Genomic DNA, 14,753 nt, shown 5'->3' with positions numbered 1-14,753 from the left:
TGTGTTCACGGCCCGGCGTATCACCGCACCGCGACCGCGACTCACATCACACAACCCTCGCCAACCCGGGCGAGCATCATGAAAGGAACGGCCATGGACGGGAACACCCTGACCTACACGGCCGACCGGCTCGATCGCGAGCGGGCGGCCGCCCTGGATCGCGAGAACGAGATTCTCCGCAGCATCGCCGACCGCGGCGCGACGATCACGCCCGAGAGCCCGGCGTCGCACGTCGTCGCAGGCATCGGAGTGTGGTTCCGTCACCTCTTCACGAGGCCGCGGCAGCTGCGATTCTCTTGAATCCGTCGAGACCCGCCGCCCGGGAGCGCGGCGGGTCTCACCATGTCTGCGGCCGGGCGCACCGTCGGACTAGGCTCGCGGCATGTCCGCACCGCGCCCTGTCGAGATCGCCGTCCAGGACCCTGCAGGAGCGCGCGTCGCGCTCGCCGCGGGAGCGGCTCGCCTCGAGCTGTGCCAAGCCCTGGACGTCGGCGGGCTGACGCCGTCGCTCGCGACCCTCGAAGCCGTGCTGGCCGCCGTCGACCCCGCGACCGTGAACGTGCTCGTCCGTCCTCGCGGCGGCGGGTTCGTCTACGACCCCGACGAGGTCGCGCTCGTGGCGGCCGACATCCGCGCGTGCGTGGATCGCGGCGCGGGCGGTGTGGTCGTGGGCGCGCTGACCTCGGCGGGCGGCCTCGACGTCGAGACGCTGCGCCGATGGCGGGATGCTGCGGGCCCCGCGACGCTCGTGTTCCACCGGGCCGTCGACGCCGCGGCCGATCCGTCGGCCGTCTTCGACGCGCTGGTGGCCGAAGGGGTCGACCGTGTGCTGACCTCGGGCGGTGCGCCGCGCTCCATCGACGGCCTCGCCATGCTGGCGGTGTTCGCAGAGCGCTCGGGGGCTGTCGAGGTGATGGCGGGCGGCGGCGTGCAGCCGGCCGACATCCCGGCACTGTTCGCGGCCGGGGTCGACGCGGTGCACCTGTCGGCGCGAGCGCGCGCGGGCCACGATGCTCCGTCCGGCCCGGGCGGCGGGTCGCCGGGCCACGACGTCACCGACCCTGCGGTCGTGGCGGCGGCCGTCGCCGCCGCCGGCTGAGGCAACCGTCCCGCAGCCGTACACCGGATGATCGCCGCCAGGCCCGTGCCGGTTCACTTCGCCGGGTCACCGTCATGGCGTGCGCGCCACGAAACGTGTGACCACATTCCTTGCGGCCTCCATCCTCCTCGTCGGGATTGCGGCCTCGGTCGGCGGTCCTGCCGGTGCGGCGGAATCGCCCCGAATCGTCACGTCGACGGGCACGGTGTCGCTCGTCGAGGTCGCGCCGGCAGGAGTTCGGGGCTCGGCTTCCGGCTTCTTCGAACTCGCGAATCCCGGTGATCGCCCGGTCGATCTCACGGGGTACGCGGTCTTCCGCTGCGACGACGAAGGTCTGCGGGCCCGCCCGTCGGATCCCGAGGCCGACCTGGGCGCAGTCGTCCTCGCGGCGGGGGAGCGGCGGGCGTTCCCGACGACCCGGCTCTCTGAGCGCGGATACGGGCTCATCGTCATCGCACCGTCGGGCGAGACCGTCTACGCTCTCGCGGTGTACTCGGACGATCCTGCGCCGACGACGTCGGAATGCGGGGGTGTCGAGCTGCCGGTGACCACAGCGGCGGCGCTCGGCGAGAGCTGGCAGCGCGCCGGGGCGTCCGCCGACGGGCGCTGGGTGCGCGCGATCGCGACCCCTGGTGGGGCGAACGTGCTTGCGGTCGCCGGCGACGAGCCGGTGCGGGTGTCGGAGATCGCCGCGGCAGGCCCGGCCGGGCGCAGCGACGACTTCGTCGAGCTCGAGAACGCCGGCCCGGTGGTCGTGGACCTCGACGGCTGGCGGCTCTACCGCTGCACCGCCACCGGGGCCGCCCCGAGCGAGGCGCTCCAGCACGTGTTCGACGCGAGCGCGACGCTGCGACCGGGGGAGCGTCTGGTGATCGGCGGTCCCGGATTCGCGGAAGACGCTGACATCCGCGTCGAGACGTCGCTGGCCGACCCCGTGCACGGTGTGCTCCTCGTCGACGCCGACGGACGCCGGGTCGACGGAGTCGGAGTGTCTTCCCGCGAGGACACCGCCTGCCAGACCGGCCGCGACAAGCTGACCTCGACGCTGGACTACCGCACCGGGGAGAGCTGGCAGCGGCAGGCCGATGGCGGCTTCGCGATCGCGAGTCGCACACCGGGGGCCCCGAACGCGGAGCGGTCGCCCTCGGCGGCCTCCTCGATCGCGACGGCGTTCGCGTACGACGATCGGCCGGGGGTGGCGGTGAGCGAGATCGCGACCGACCCCGAGATCGACGGGGTGCCTCGGCGCAACTTCGTCGAGCTCGCGAACTTCGGAGCACGCGAGGTCGACATCTCGGGCTGGACGCTGGTCGCGTGCGGTGCCGACGGCTTCCGCAGGTTCGACGACCTCGCCGTCGTGGCTCCGGGCACGGTGCTGGGCCCCGACGACACGTGGACAGCCGCCCTCGAAGGAACACCGGCGGCCGGCGTGGCCAGCGCGGCGTACGCCGACCCGCTCGAGCTTGCGGGCGCGGGGGTGTGGGTGCAGGACGCCGAAGGGCGCCGTGTCGACAGCGTCGGCGTCTTCCACCGCAACGAGATGGACAGCAGCGTGGACGCCCCGAGCCCCTGCACGAAGGGACTCGCACTGTCGACCTTCGCCGTGGATCGGGTGCGCGGCGAGACACTGCAGCGCGTCGCGTTCACCGGCGATGACGCGAGCGACTTCGTCCCCGCCCCGGCGAGCCCGGGCGTCCTCGCCGTGCGCCGTGCGGTGTCTGCCGACGATGTGATCCGACGCGCGCTCGACGACGCCCGATCGGAAGCCGTCGATGCGGCTGTCGGCCGGGCCGCGGCCGTCGCCGTCGCCCCGCAGGCCGGCGACGGCACGCCGCTGGAGGTGCTGGCCGCCCACGCCGGCTCCTGGCCTTCGCCGCTCACCAGCAGGACGGCACCGGGCGAGCAGGAGGTCTCAGTCGCAGGACTGACGGCGCGCGACGACGGGTACGACCTGCCTTACGTGCGGATGCGCGTGCGGGTGCCCGACGGCGGTGGCACCATCTCGTGGCAGGGCCGCACCGTCGGGCGGGCCGAAGTGCGGCTGTCGGTCTGGGCTCCGGCCGCCGGCACCACGGGCCGGGCGGGATGGCGCGCTCTCGACGAAGCCGCAGGCGCACTGACGGCAGCGGATGCCGCAGCCACCGCATCGGTGCGACTCGACGGAGTCGTGCGCGGCGAAGAGGTCGTCGGCGGCGCGGTCGACCTGCTGGTGCAGGTGGTGCCGAGAGCGGAGTCGGCGGCGGCCGACGCGGACGGGCTCGCCGACCCCGCGGACTACGACCTGGCTCTCGGGCACATCACCGACACGCAGTACTACTCGGAGGCGTACCCCGAGGTGTACGCGGGAGAGGTGGCGTGGCTGGCGGAGAACGCCGACGCGCGAAAGCTCGCTTTCGTCACCCACACGGGCGATCTCATCCAGAACTGGGTCGATCCGGGCCAGACGGAGGAGCGTGCCCGCCGCGAGTACGAGGTGGCATCGCGGCTGCAAGGCGTGCTGGATGCGAACGGAATCGCGAACAGCGTGCTTCCGGGCAACCACGACAACAAGCGCGGCGTGAGCAACGACCTCTTCAACGAGTACTTCGGGCCGGAGCGATATCGCGACCGGCCGTGGTTCGGCGGTTCGCTCACCGCGGACGACAACAGCGCGAACTGGTCGTCGTTCGCGGCGGGCGGCGCGCGGTTCGTGATGATCTCGCTGCCGTACGCGTACGGCGAGCGCGAGGTCGCCTGGGCACAGGACGTCGTCGCCGCCCACCGCGATGCGAACGTCGTCATCTCGACGCACGAGCACCTCATGCCGGCGACGGCCACCGACGAGGCGGAGCGCTCGACGACCTCGCGATGGGTCTCGCACGGCGATCTGCTGTGGGAGCGGGTCGTCGCGCCGAACCGCAACGTCGTTCTCGTGCTGTCGGGGCACTTCCACGGGCTCGGCGCGATCATCACCGAGAACGCCGGGGGGATCCCCGGGCACACCGTGCTCGAGGCGCTCGCCGACTATCAGGAGTTCCGCACGCCGACGGGGGAGCGGGCGACGGGCTTCCAGCGACTGCTCCAGGTCGATCTCGCCGCGGGAATGCTCGCGGTCGACACGTTCTCGGTGCCGCTCGGCGCCACGGCGAGTCATCCGTACGACTACACGCAGTTCCTCCCCGACGACGGCGACGCCGCGACCGCGTCCAACGAACGTCCCTGGCGCATCCTTGCGCAGGGACTGCAGCACCGCTACACCGAGGAGGACGACGCGTTCGCGGTGCCGCTGGCGCTGCAGTACGCGAAGGCGGTGGAGACGGATGCCGTCTCCACCGTGCGGGACTGAGGTATCACGGCGCGCCGGCGACGCCTCGCAAGCATGAGGGGCGGCACGCCCCCCAGTCCACCCCCAGATCAGAGGAGCCGTCATGAACGTCGAACCATGGAGCACCGTCGGGCCGGGATCGTCAGCGGCGATCGTCCCCGGCATCCAGTACCTGCTGAGAGCGCATGGGCATGCCGTCGTCGTCGACGGCGACTACGGGCCCGCGACCGCGGCCGCGGTCTCCGCCGTCCAGACCGCGCAGGGCGTGCCCGCCGACGGCATCGTCGGACCCGTGACCTGGCCCAAGCTCGTCATCGCGGTGCACCAGGGGTCGACCGGCGACGCCGTCCGCGCCGTGCAGCAGTTCGGGCTCGCGCGATCGCCGGGGGAGGACCCGCTCGTCGTGGACGGGGACTTCGGCCCGATCACCAAGGAGCGGGTCGAGTTCTTCCAGGAGTCGTGGGGCCTCACCCTCGACAGCGTCGCCGGTCGCGAGACCTGGTCGTTCTTCAGCACGTTCAGGCCGGGCGACCGCCCGTGGGCGCTCGTCAAGCAGGGGTCGTCGCAGGCCACGAACTGGCGCGTCCTCGCCGCGCAGCACCTGCTGCGTGCGCATGGCGCGACCATCGCGGCCGACGGTGCATTCGGACCGCAGAGCGGTCAGGCCGTCAAGACCTTCCAGCAGACGCTGCGCGCCGTCGAGATCTCGACCACGCTCGGGCAGCTGGACTGGCCGAGCCTCATCATCACCGTGAAGCAGGGTGACGGCCCGGGCGGGGCGAAGGGCGAGGCCGTGCGCGCCGTGCAGACGCTCCTCGCCGGCCTCGCCGTCGACGGCGACTTCGGTCCGGCCACCGACGCCGCGGTCCGTGAGTTCCAGCAGCTGTTCGCGCCGCCCGTCGACGGCATCGTGGGCCCGGACACCTGGCACACGCTGATGCTTCGGCTCTTCGAATGAGCGACGCGGGCCCGGGTGCCGCGACCAGCGCGGGTGGCATCCGGGCTTGCCGGGCCGCGGCACTACGCTGAGAACGTGACGACCGGACGCGACGACGACGCCCTCACCTGGGACGGCGACGACGATCCCACGCTCGACCACGGTGCGGCCGCAGAGCCGGAGGATGAGCTCGAGACGCGACCCGCGTCGACGACTGCGGAGCTCCCGAAGGGCTTCACCGCCGTGGGCAAAGGCAGCGAGACGCTGGACTCCACGGATGCGCCGGCCGCCGGATCGGTGCCCGAGGGCTCGTCCGAGGCGCCGGCCGTCACCGCGGGCCGTCAGCCGATGGGCAACGGCGCGCTGATCGCGTTCGGTGTGCTCGGCGGCGTGTATGCCCTCTATGCGATCGGCTGGCTCATCGGCGGCCTGCGCCTACAGGGCAGGGCTCAGTACCTCGTGACCGACGTGATGTACCAGGGGAGCCTGTGGCTCGCCGTCCTGGCCCCGCTGCTGTGGTTCGCCACCACCCTGCTGCTCACCCGCACCTCGCGCGCGTGGCTGCGGTTCACGTGGCTCGCGGCCGGAGTCGTCCTGCTGCTGCCCTGGCCCTTCGTGATGATCGGGGCGATCGGACAATGAGCGAGAACGTGATGGATGCTGCGCCCTCGGCCGCGAAGCGCGGCAAGACGCCCACGTGGCTCGTGGCGACGATCTCGGGCGCCGTGGGCCTGTTCTACGCGTACGCCGTCTGGAACGCGATCGGCAACCTCGTGATCACGCTTCAGACGTTCGGCGGCGCGGGTGTCACACTCAACGCCCTCGGCTGGTTCATCTGGATCTTCGCCGCAGTGTTCCCGTTGCTGGTGTGGGGCGGAGCGTTCGCGATCGGACACCGACGGGCACCGCACGAGCTGCTCCTCGTGATGCTCACCGGCCTCGCGCTGGTGGCGGTGTTCTGGCTGAACGTCGTCGCGTACACGACGCTCAACTCCGCATCCTTCCTGGGCTGAGCCTGTCGCAGGTCGTCACACGGTCGGGCGCCTCGCCTCGCGGGCGGTAGGCTGGCACCGGCCTCGCCCCCCGACGGCGTGCGGCGCGGCATCCGGTTCTGCTCCGCGCGTTCGCGCACCGCCCCACTAAGGAACACCCGTGCCGAAGCCTGTCGTCCTGATCGCCGAAGAGCTCTCTCCCGCCACGATCGATGCCCTGGGTCCCGACTTCGACGTGCGCAACGTCGACGGCACCGACCGCCCCGCGCTTCTTTCGGCCCTTGCCGACGCCAACGCGGTGCTGATCCGCTCGGCGACGAAGATCGACGCCGAGGCGATCGCCGCGGCCCCCGTCCTCAAGGTCGTCGCCCGCGCCGGCGTCGGCCTCGACAATGTCGACATCAAGACGGCCACCACCGCCGGCGTCATGGTCGTGAACGCGCCGACCTCGAACATCATCTCGGCAGCCGAGCTCACGGTCGGCCACATCCTCAGCCTCGCGCGCCGCATCCCCGCCGCGCACGCGTCGCTCGCGGGCGGCGCCTGGAAGCGCAGCTCGTACACCGGCACCGAGCTCTTCGAGAAGACCGTCGGCATCATCGGCCTCGGCCGGATCGGCGCCCTCATCACGGCACGCCTGCAGGCGTTCGACGTGCGCGTCATCGCGTACGACCCCTACGTCACGAGCGCCCGCGCGCAGCAGCTCGGTGTGCAGCTGGTCACGCTCGACGAGCTGCTCGAGCAGAGCGACTTCGTCACGATCCACATGCCGAAGACCCCCGAGACCACGGGCATGATCGGCGCCGAGCAGTTCAAGATCATGAAGCCGACGGCGTACGTCGTCAACGTCGCGCGCGGCGGCCTCATCGATGAGGAGGCCCTCCACGCCGCCCTCACCGCGGGCGAGATCGCGGGCGCCGGCCTCGACGTGTTCACGTCGGAGCCCCCGGCGGAGGGCGGCACCGCCGCGGCGCTGCTGGACCTCCCGAACGTCGTCGTCACCCCGCACCTCGGCGCCTCCACGGAAGAGGCACAGGAGAAGGCGGGCGTCTCGGTCGCGAAGTCCGTGCGCCTCGCGCTCGGCGGCGAGCTCGTTCCGGACGCCGTGAACGTCGCGGGCGGCGTCATCGACCCGTACGTGCGCCCCGGCATCCCGCTCGTCGAGAAGCTCGGTCAGATCTTCTCGGCGCTCGCGCGGTCGCCGCTCACGAGCCTCGACGTCGAGGTGCACGGCGAGCTGCAAGGCTACGACGTCAGCGTGCTCAAGCTCGCCGCCCTCAAGGGCGTCTTCACGAACATCGTCAGCGAGACCGTGTCGTACGTGAACGCGCCGCTGCTCGCCGAACAGCGCGGTGTCGAGGTGCGCCTGCTCGTCGACGACGACAGCCCCGAGTACCGCAACGTCATCACGCTGCGCGGCGCCCTGTCGGACGGCTCGCAGCTCGCGATCTCGGGCACGCTCACCGGCCCGAAGCAGGTCGAGAAGCTGGTCGGCATCAACGACTACGCGATCGAGCTGCCGATCGAGACGAACCACGTCGTCATGCTGTACACCGATCGACCCGGCATCGTCGCGATCTACGGCCAGAAGTTCGGCGAGGCGGGCATCAACATCGCCGGCATGCAGATCGCGCGCCAGACGGCCGGCGGCCAGGCGCTGTCGGTCCTCACGGTCGACTCGCCGGTGCCCGACGCCCTGCTCGACGAGGTGAGCACCGCGATCCAGGCAGACCTGTTCCGCCAGATCGAGATCACCGAGTCCTGATTCCACGACGGATGCCGCGTCCCTGAGTCCTCGGCGAGGGCCAGGGCGCGGCATCCGTCGTCGCGTGCGGGCCAGACCCGGCGGAGGTCAGGGGCGCGCGGCGCGCTCCACGAGCGCGACCAGCGCGTCGAGCGCCTCGCCGCGCGGGACCGGGCCGGGGATGGAGCCGCCCGCGAGCGCGTTGTTGAAGTAGAGGCCGTCACTCACGAGCATCACGAGATCGAGCGCCGTGGCGTCCTTCGTGTGGGGCCGAAGCACGGAGGCCCAGTCATCTCTGATGTGACGCAGCGCGTCGCTCGCCGTCGCGTCACCCCCCTGTGCGAGTCGCGATGTCGCGAGGATCGCTCGGTCGATCGGGTCGTTCGCCATGACCGACGTGTGCAGGAAGTAGGCGATGGGGCCCTCCGGCGCGGACGCCATCAGGTCGACGTCCGCCTGCACGAGCGCCCGCAGCCGTTCGATGAGCGCGGCTTCGAGAGCCTCCTTCGTGCCGAAGTGGTAGAGCAGTCCGCCCTTGGAGACCCCCGCGGCCTTCGCGGTGGCGTCCATCGTCGCCGCGCGCTCGCCCTCCTCGATGAGGATCTGCTCGAAGGCATCGAGCACCTTCTCGCGGGCGAGGGGAGGACGACTCATGGCCTCGATGGTATCGACAGGTGTCGGAGCATCCTGTTACTATACCGGCTGGACGGTATAGAAATGATGACTCTCACTCAAGAACTCTCGCTCGCCGACGCCCAGGGCCGGAAGGTCGGCTGGCGCGGCTGGGCGGCGCTGGTCGTGCTCATGCTGCCGGTGCTGCTCGTGTCGGTCGACAACACGGTGCTGAGCTTCGCGCTGCCGTCGATCGCCCTCGAACTCGGGCCTTCGAGCGCCCAGCAGCTGTGGATCATCGACGCGTATCCGCTCGTGCTCGCGGGCCTGCTCGTCACGATGGGCACGCTCGGCGACCGGTTCGGCCGGCGACGGATGCTGCTCATCGGCGCGACCGGCTTCGCCGCCGTGTCGGTGCTCGCGGCTTTCGCGCCGAGCGCCGCGTGGCTCATCGCAGCCCGCGCGGCGATGGGCGTGTTCGGCGCGATGCTGATGCCGTCGACGCTCTCGCTGCTGCGCAGCATCTTCACCGACCGCGATCAGCGACGTCTCGCGATCGCGGTCTGGGCATCGATGTTCTCCGCGGGAGCGGCGCTCGGCCCGATCGTGGGCGGACTGCTGCTCGAGCACTTCTCGTGGGGCTCGGTGTTCCTCATGTCGGTGCCGGTGCTGATCCCGCTTCTGGTGCTCGCGCCGCTGCTCGTGCCCGAGAGCCGCGACCCGAACCCCGGCCGCATCGACCCGCTCAGCATCGCGCTGTCGATGGCGACGATGATCCCGGTCGTCTACGGCATCAAGGAACTCGCGGTGCACGGGTTCACCGTCGCCGCGTGGCTGCCGATGCTCGTCGGCCTCGGCTTCGGTGTCCTCTTCGTACGCCGCCAGCTCCGTGCCAAGACCCCGATGCTCGACATGCGGCTGTTCGGCCTCGGCACTTTCAGCGGTGCGCTGCTGGTGAACCTCCTCAGCGTGATCGCGCTGGTCGGCTTCCTCTTCTTCGTCGCGCAACACCTGCAGCTCATCGTCGGGCTGTCGCCGATGCAAGCCGGTCTCGCACTCGTCCCGGGCCTCGCGATGATGATCCTGGCGGGCCTCGCCGTCGTGCCGATCTCGAAGAAGTGGCCTGCACGGATCGTCGTCCCGATCGCCCTGGTGTTCTCCGTCGCGGGCTACATCGCGGTGGCGTTCGCCACCGGGCCGGACAGCATCGGCACGCTGGTCGCGGCGTTCATCTCGCTCGGCATCGGCATCGGCGCGGCCGAGACCGTGTCGAACGAACTCGTGCTCTCGAGCGCACCGCCCGCGAAGGCGGGTGCCGCGAGCGCCGTCTCGGAGACGGCGTACGAGCTCGGTGCTGTTCTCGGCACGACGGTGCTGGGCGGCATCCTGACGGCTCTCTACCGCACGAATCTCGTGGTGCCGGACGGTGTTCCGGATGCCGCGGCCGCGGCGGCGTCCGAGACCCTGGCGGGTGCGGTGCACGCGGCCGACCAGCTCGGCGGGGCCACGGGCGAGGCGCTCTTCGAAGCGGCGGCCACGGCGTTCGACGCCGGGGTCACGGTGACTGCGCTCATCGGAGCGGCCCTCGTGGTCGTCGCAGGGGTCATCGCGGCCACTACCCTGGGAGGGTCCCGCCAGAAGTCGTAGGAGCACCATGTCGCGTGTCGTGAAGCTGGCCGTCATCCCGGGTGACGGCATCGGTCCGGAGGTCATCGCCGAAGCGGAGAAGGTGCTGGACGCCGCGACCGCGGGCAGCAGCATCCGTTTCGAGAAGACGCGGTACTCGCTCGGCGCCGCCCGCTTCCTCGAGACCGGCGACACGCTCACGGGCGACGACCTCGACGCGATCAAGACGCACGATGCGATCCTCCTGGGCGCCGTCGGGGGAGTGCCCGGCGACCCGCGGCTGAAGAACGCGAACATCGAGCGCGGGCTGCTGCTCAAGCTGCGGTTCGAGCTCGACCACTACGTCAACCTGCGTCCGTCGAAGCTGTACCCGGGCGTACCGGGGCCGCTGGCCGAGCCGGGCGACATCGACTTCGTCGTCGTCCGCGAGGGCACCGAGGGGCCGTATGTCGGCAACGGCGGATCGATCCGCACCGGCACGCCGCACGAGGTCGCCAACGAGACCTCGGTGAACACCGCCTTCGGCGTCGAGCGGGTGGTGCGCTACGCGTTCGACCTCGCCGAGCGCCGCCGCAAGAAGCTCACCCTCGTGCACAAGACCAACGTGCTGGTGCACGCCGGCGGGATCTGGAAGCGGCTCGTCGACGACGTGGCGCGGGAGCACCCCGACGTCGCCGTAGACTATCTGCACGTCGACGCGGCAACCATCTTCCTGGTCACGAACCCGGGCCGTTTCGACGTGATCGTCACCGACAACCTCTTCGGCGACATCCTCACAGACCTGGCCGGCGCCGTGACCGGTGGCATCGGCCTCGCAGCCTCGGGCAACATCAACCCCGACGGCGCGTTCCCCTCGATGTTCGAGCCCGTGCACGGATCGGCGCCCGACATCGCAGGACAGCAGAAGGCCGATCCCACGGCCGCGATCCTCTCCGTCTCACTGTTGCTCGATCACCTCGGGCTCACCGACGAGGCACAGCGCGTCACCACGGCTGTCGAAGCGGACATCGCGAACCGGGGCACCGCAGCGCGCACCACCGCGCAGATCGGCGACGCCATCGCCGGCCGGCTCCCGGCGTAACCTGGAACCGGCAAGCGCCTCTCCATCCAGCGGCTCGACCGCACGAAAGCACAGGCTCGTCATGACCCTCATCGATTCCGATCCCGACACCGGGCTCGCGCCTCTCGAGTTCACCGTCAACCGCAACCTCCAGGCGAAGACCACGGCGCAGCGCGAGGAGATCCTCGCGAACCCCGGCTTCGGCACCAGCTTCACCGACCACATGGTCGACATCTGCTGGTCGGTCGGCGGCGGATGGCACCGACCGCGCGTCCAGCCGTACGGCCCGCTGTCGCTCGATCCCGCCGCGGCGGTGCTGCACTACGGCCAGGAGATCTTCGAGGGCATCAAGGCCTACCGCCACGCGGACGGCTCGGTCCACACGTTCCGTCCCGATCAGAACGGCCGCCGGCTGCAGCGCTCCGCCCGCCGCCTCGCGCTGCCCGAACTGCCGGTCTCGTACTTCATCCAGTCGCTGCGCGAGCTCATCGCCGTCGATGGCGCGTGGGTGCCGTCGGGCGATGACCAGAGCCTGTACCTGCGCCCCTTCATGTTCGCCAAGGAGGCGTTCCTGGGCGTCCGCCCCGCGCACAAGGTCGGCTACTACGTCATCGCCTCGCCCGCCGGCGCCTACTTCAAGGGCGGGGTGCAGCCGGTGTCGATCTGGCTCAGCGAGGATTACGCCCGCGCCGGCAAGGGCGGCACGGGTGCGGCCAAGACGGGCGGCAACTACGCCGCGAGCCTGCTGCCCCAGTCCGAGGCGTACGAGAACGAGTGCGACCAGGTCGTCTTCCTCGACCAGGACCGCAACGTCGAGGAGCTCGGCGGCATGAACGTCGTGTTCGTCTACAAGGACGGCACGATCGTCACTCCGCAGTCCGACTCGATCCTCGAGGGCATCACGCGCGACTCGATCCTCCAGCTCGCCGCCGACCGTGGCCACAAAGTCGAGGGCCGTGCCGTGTCGTTCGACGAGTGGCGTCAGGGCGTCGCGTCGGGCGACATCGTCGAGGTGTTCGCCTGCGGTACGGCCGCCGTGGTCACCCCGATCGGCGTGCTCAAGGGCAAGGACTTCCTTGACGAGCAGCCGACCGGCTCGCTCGCCCTCTCGCTGCGCGAGGAGCTCACCGACATCCAGTACGGCCGCCGGGAGGACAAGCACAACTGGCTGGTGCGCCTCGACGACTGAGCGGCGCTCACACCGACTCCTCTGGAGCGGACGGATGCTGCGGCATCCGTCCGCTCCGTCGTTGTGGTGCACGCCACCGGGGCCGGCGTCGGCGCTTCTCGCTAGGCTGAGCGGGTGAGGATCGCGCGCTTCAGCCACAACGACGCCATCAGATTCGGAATCGTCGACGAGGGCGAGCTGGTCGTCCTCGCGGGCGACCCGATGTTCGCCGGCTACGAGACGACGGGGGAGCGCGTGCCGCTCGCCGATGTCGCGCTGCTGGCGCCCGTGATCCCCCGCTCCAAGATCGTGGCGGTCGGCCGCAACTACCGCGACCACGCTGCCGAGCTGGGCAACGACGTGCCGACGTCGCCGATGCTGTTCTTCAAGCCGAACACGTCGGTGATCGGCCCCGGCGACGCGGTCGTGCTGCCCAAGGGGTCTGACTTCATCAGCTTCGAGGGCGAGCTCGCCGCCGTCATCGGCCGCATCGCCAAGAACGTCTCGGCCGAGCACGCGCTCGACTACGTCTTCGGCTACACGATCGCGAACGACCTCACGGCACGCGATTGGCAGAAGTCGGACGGCCAGTGGGCGCGCGCCAAGGGCTTCGACACGTCCTGCCCGCTGGGCCCGGCGATTGAGACCGATTTCGACGTCAACGGCCCCGCGGTCATCACGACCCGTCTCAACGGCGAGGTGCGCCAGCAGGGTCCGATCAGCGACATGATCTTCTCGCTCGCCGATGTCATCGCCTTCGCCTCGGCCGCCTTCACGCTTCTGCCGGGCGACGTCATCCTCACGGGCACCCCCGCCGGCGTTGGCCAGATCAGCGCGGGTGACACCGTCGAGGTCGAGATCACCGGGCTCGGGACGCTCCGCAATCCCGCCCGCGATGGCTGAGACCGGATCAGAACCGGCGGTCGACATCGCGCCGACCGAAGACGAGCTCGCGCGCGTCCAGCGACGCACCGTATGGGTCCTGTCGGGCGGGCAGGTGCTCGGCGGGCTCGCGTTCGGTGCGACGCTGTCGCTGGGCGCGGTGCTCGCGGCCGAGCTGTCCGGCGAAGACGCGTTCTCGGGGCTGGCGGCGGCCGCCGTCACCTTCGGCACGGCGCTGACGGCGGTGCCGCTCGCGGCGATCGCCCGCCGCCGCGGCCGCAGGCTGTCACTCACCATGGGCATGGCCGTCGCACTCATCGGTGTCGGCCTCGTGATCTTCGCCGTCGCGCTGCGATCGTTCCCGGTCCTGCTCGCGGGATTCCTCATCATCGGCTCAGGGCAGGCCGCGAACCTGCAGTCCCGCTTCGCCGCGGCGGATCTCGCGACGGATGCCTCCCGCGGCCGGGATCTGTCGATCGTGGTGTGGGCGACCACCGTGGGAGCGGTCCTCGGCCCGAACCTCACCGGTCCCGGCGAACTGATCGGCGGCGCCATCGGGATGCCGCCGCTGACGGGTGCGTACCTGTTCACCATCGTCGCGCAGGGGCTCGCCATCGTCCTCTATCTGGTCGCGATGCGACCCGACCCGCTGCTGCTCGCGCAGCGCGTCGTGGCCTCCGCGAAGGCGGCGAGCCGGACGATCGCCAAGGCCGACCGGCCCGTGGCTGCGCGCTACGCGATCTTCGCCGTCGCCGCGGCCCACGGCACGATGGTCTCGGTCATGGCGATGACGCCCGTGCACCTGGCGCACCTGACGCATGGCGCGACGGAGGCCGCGACCCTGTCGATCATCGGTCTCACGATCAGCCTGCACATCGCCGGCATGTACATGCTCTCGCCGGTCTTCGGCATCCTCGCCGACAAGGTCGGCCGCGTCCCGACGATCCTCGCGGGTCAGGTGCTGCTCGCCGCCGCGCTGCTGACGGCGTCGTTCGGCCAGGCCTCGACGACGGCGGTGACGGTCGCGCTGGTGCTGCTCGGGCTCGGGTGGAGCGCGTCGACGGTCGCCGGCTCGACGCTGCTGACCGAGTCGTCGTCGGAGGAGCTGCGCACCAGGCGGCAGGGGATCAGCGACTTCACGATGAGCATCGTCGGCGGCCTCGGCGCGATCACCGCCGGCGCACTGCTCGGCTGGATCGGCTACGGCGGGCTCGCGCTCGTCGTGATGGTGCTCGTCGCCGCCTCGGTGGTGCTATCTCCGCTGGGCTGGCGGGCGTCCACCGCGCGGGCGCCGGAGGCCGCGTCGGGCGCCTGACCGCCCGACAGGCC

Annotated in this window: 13 protein-coding genes; 12 read left to right on the top strand and 1 reads right to left on the bottom strand. The window is 71.0% G+C overall.

The window, feature by feature from the left end:
* The first annotated feature begins 93 nt into the window (after window positions 1–93).
* The 7 genes from Q9R33_RS10845 (at window position 94) to serA (ending at window position 8,097) form a co-directional block, all read left to right on the top strand.
* Entirely contained in the window at window positions 94–300 is a 207-nt protein-coding gene (locus Q9R33_RS10845; protein WP_056367649.1) for a hypothetical protein, read from the top strand.
* 82 nt (window positions 301–382) lie between these two features.
* On the top strand, window positions 383–1,099 hold the full coding sequence (locus tag Q9R33_RS10840; RefSeq protein WP_311293733.1) for a copper homeostasis protein CutC: 717 nt from the start codon (window positions 383–385) through the stop codon (window positions 1,097–1,099).
* Window positions 1,100–1,196: 97 nt separating this feature from the next.
* Complete coding sequence (locus Q9R33_RS10835; RefSeq protein ID WP_311293732.1) at window positions 1,197–4,424, top strand: lamin tail domain-containing protein; 3,228 nt, start codon at window positions 1,197–1,199, stop codon at window positions 4,422–4,424.
* An 82-nt stretch (window positions 4,425–4,506) separates the two neighbouring features.
* A complete protein-coding gene (locus Q9R33_RS10830) occupies window positions 4,507–5,361 on the top strand; it encodes a peptidoglycan-binding protein (protein ID WP_311293731.1) in 855 nt (284 codons plus the stop codon).
* Between the two features lie 75 nt (window positions 5,362–5,436).
* Entirely contained in the window at window positions 5,437–5,982 is a 546-nt protein-coding gene (locus tag Q9R33_RS10825) for a DNA polymerase III subunit gamma/tau (protein WP_311293730.1), read from the top strand.
* Window positions 5,979–6,353, top strand: coding sequence for a bacitracin resistance protein (locus Q9R33_RS10820; protein WP_235560164.1), 375 nt, complete (start codon window positions 5,979–5,981; stop codon window positions 6,351–6,353). The genes Q9R33_RS10825 and Q9R33_RS10820 overlap by 4 nt, the downstream gene beginning before the upstream one ends.
* Before the next feature lie 139 nt (window positions 6,354–6,492).
* Window positions 6,493–8,097 (top strand): phosphoglycerate dehydrogenase, encoded by a 1,605-nt coding sequence (serA, locus tag Q9R33_RS10815; protein ID WP_056367640.1) that lies wholly within the window; start codon window positions 6,493–6,495, stop codon window positions 8,095–8,097.
* Between the two features lie 87 nt (window positions 8,098–8,184).
* Here serA and Q9R33_RS10810 read toward each other — a convergent pair whose 3' ends face one another.
* Entirely contained in the window at window positions 8,185–8,730 is a 546-nt protein-coding gene (locus Q9R33_RS10810; RefSeq protein ID WP_056367639.1) for a TetR/AcrR family transcriptional regulator, read from the bottom strand.
* A gap of 63 nt (window positions 8,731–8,793) precedes the next feature.
* Between Q9R33_RS10810 and Q9R33_RS10805 the strand changes: the two genes are divergently transcribed.
* From Q9R33_RS10805 to Q9R33_RS10785, 5 genes are all read left to right on the top strand, one after another.
* Window positions 8,794–10,335, top strand: coding sequence for an MFS transporter (locus tag Q9R33_RS10805; RefSeq protein ID WP_396654092.1), 1,542 nt, complete (start codon window positions 8,794–8,796; stop codon window positions 10,333–10,335).
* Window positions 10,336–10,342: 7 nt separating this feature from the next.
* Window positions 10,343–11,395, top strand: a complete 1,053-nt coding sequence (locus Q9R33_RS10800) for a 3-isopropylmalate dehydrogenase (RefSeq protein ID WP_311293729.1) — start codon at window positions 10,343–10,345, stop codon at window positions 11,393–11,395.
* A gap of 61 nt (window positions 11,396–11,456) precedes the next feature.
* Window positions 11,457–12,563, top strand: a complete 1,107-nt coding sequence (locus Q9R33_RS10795; protein ID WP_311293728.1) for a branched-chain amino acid aminotransferase — start codon at window positions 11,457–11,459, stop codon at window positions 12,561–12,563.
* A gap of 114 nt (window positions 12,564–12,677) precedes the next feature.
* Window positions 12,678–13,445 carry a fumarylacetoacetate hydrolase family protein gene (locus Q9R33_RS10790; protein ID WP_311293727.1) on the top strand — a complete coding sequence of 256 codons (768 nt, stop codon included), beginning with the start codon at window positions 12,678–12,680 and terminating at the stop codon, window positions 13,443–13,445.
* Window positions 13,438–14,739 carry an MFS transporter gene (locus Q9R33_RS10785; protein ID WP_311293726.1) on the top strand — a complete coding sequence of 434 codons (1,302 nt, stop codon included), beginning with the start codon at window positions 13,438–13,440 and terminating at the stop codon, window positions 14,737–14,739. The genes Q9R33_RS10790 and Q9R33_RS10785 overlap by 8 nt, the downstream gene beginning before the upstream one ends.
* Window positions 14,740–14,753: the final 14 nt, after the last annotated feature.

Origin of the sequence: Microbacterium sp. PRC9 (assembly GCF_031844125.1) — a bacterium.
Lineage (GTDB): Bacteria > Actinomycetota > Actinomycetes > Actinomycetales > Microbacteriaceae > Microbacterium.
The sequence above is the reverse complement of the archived record's forward strand: the minus strand, read 5'-3'. Positions and strand labels throughout refer to the sequence as shown.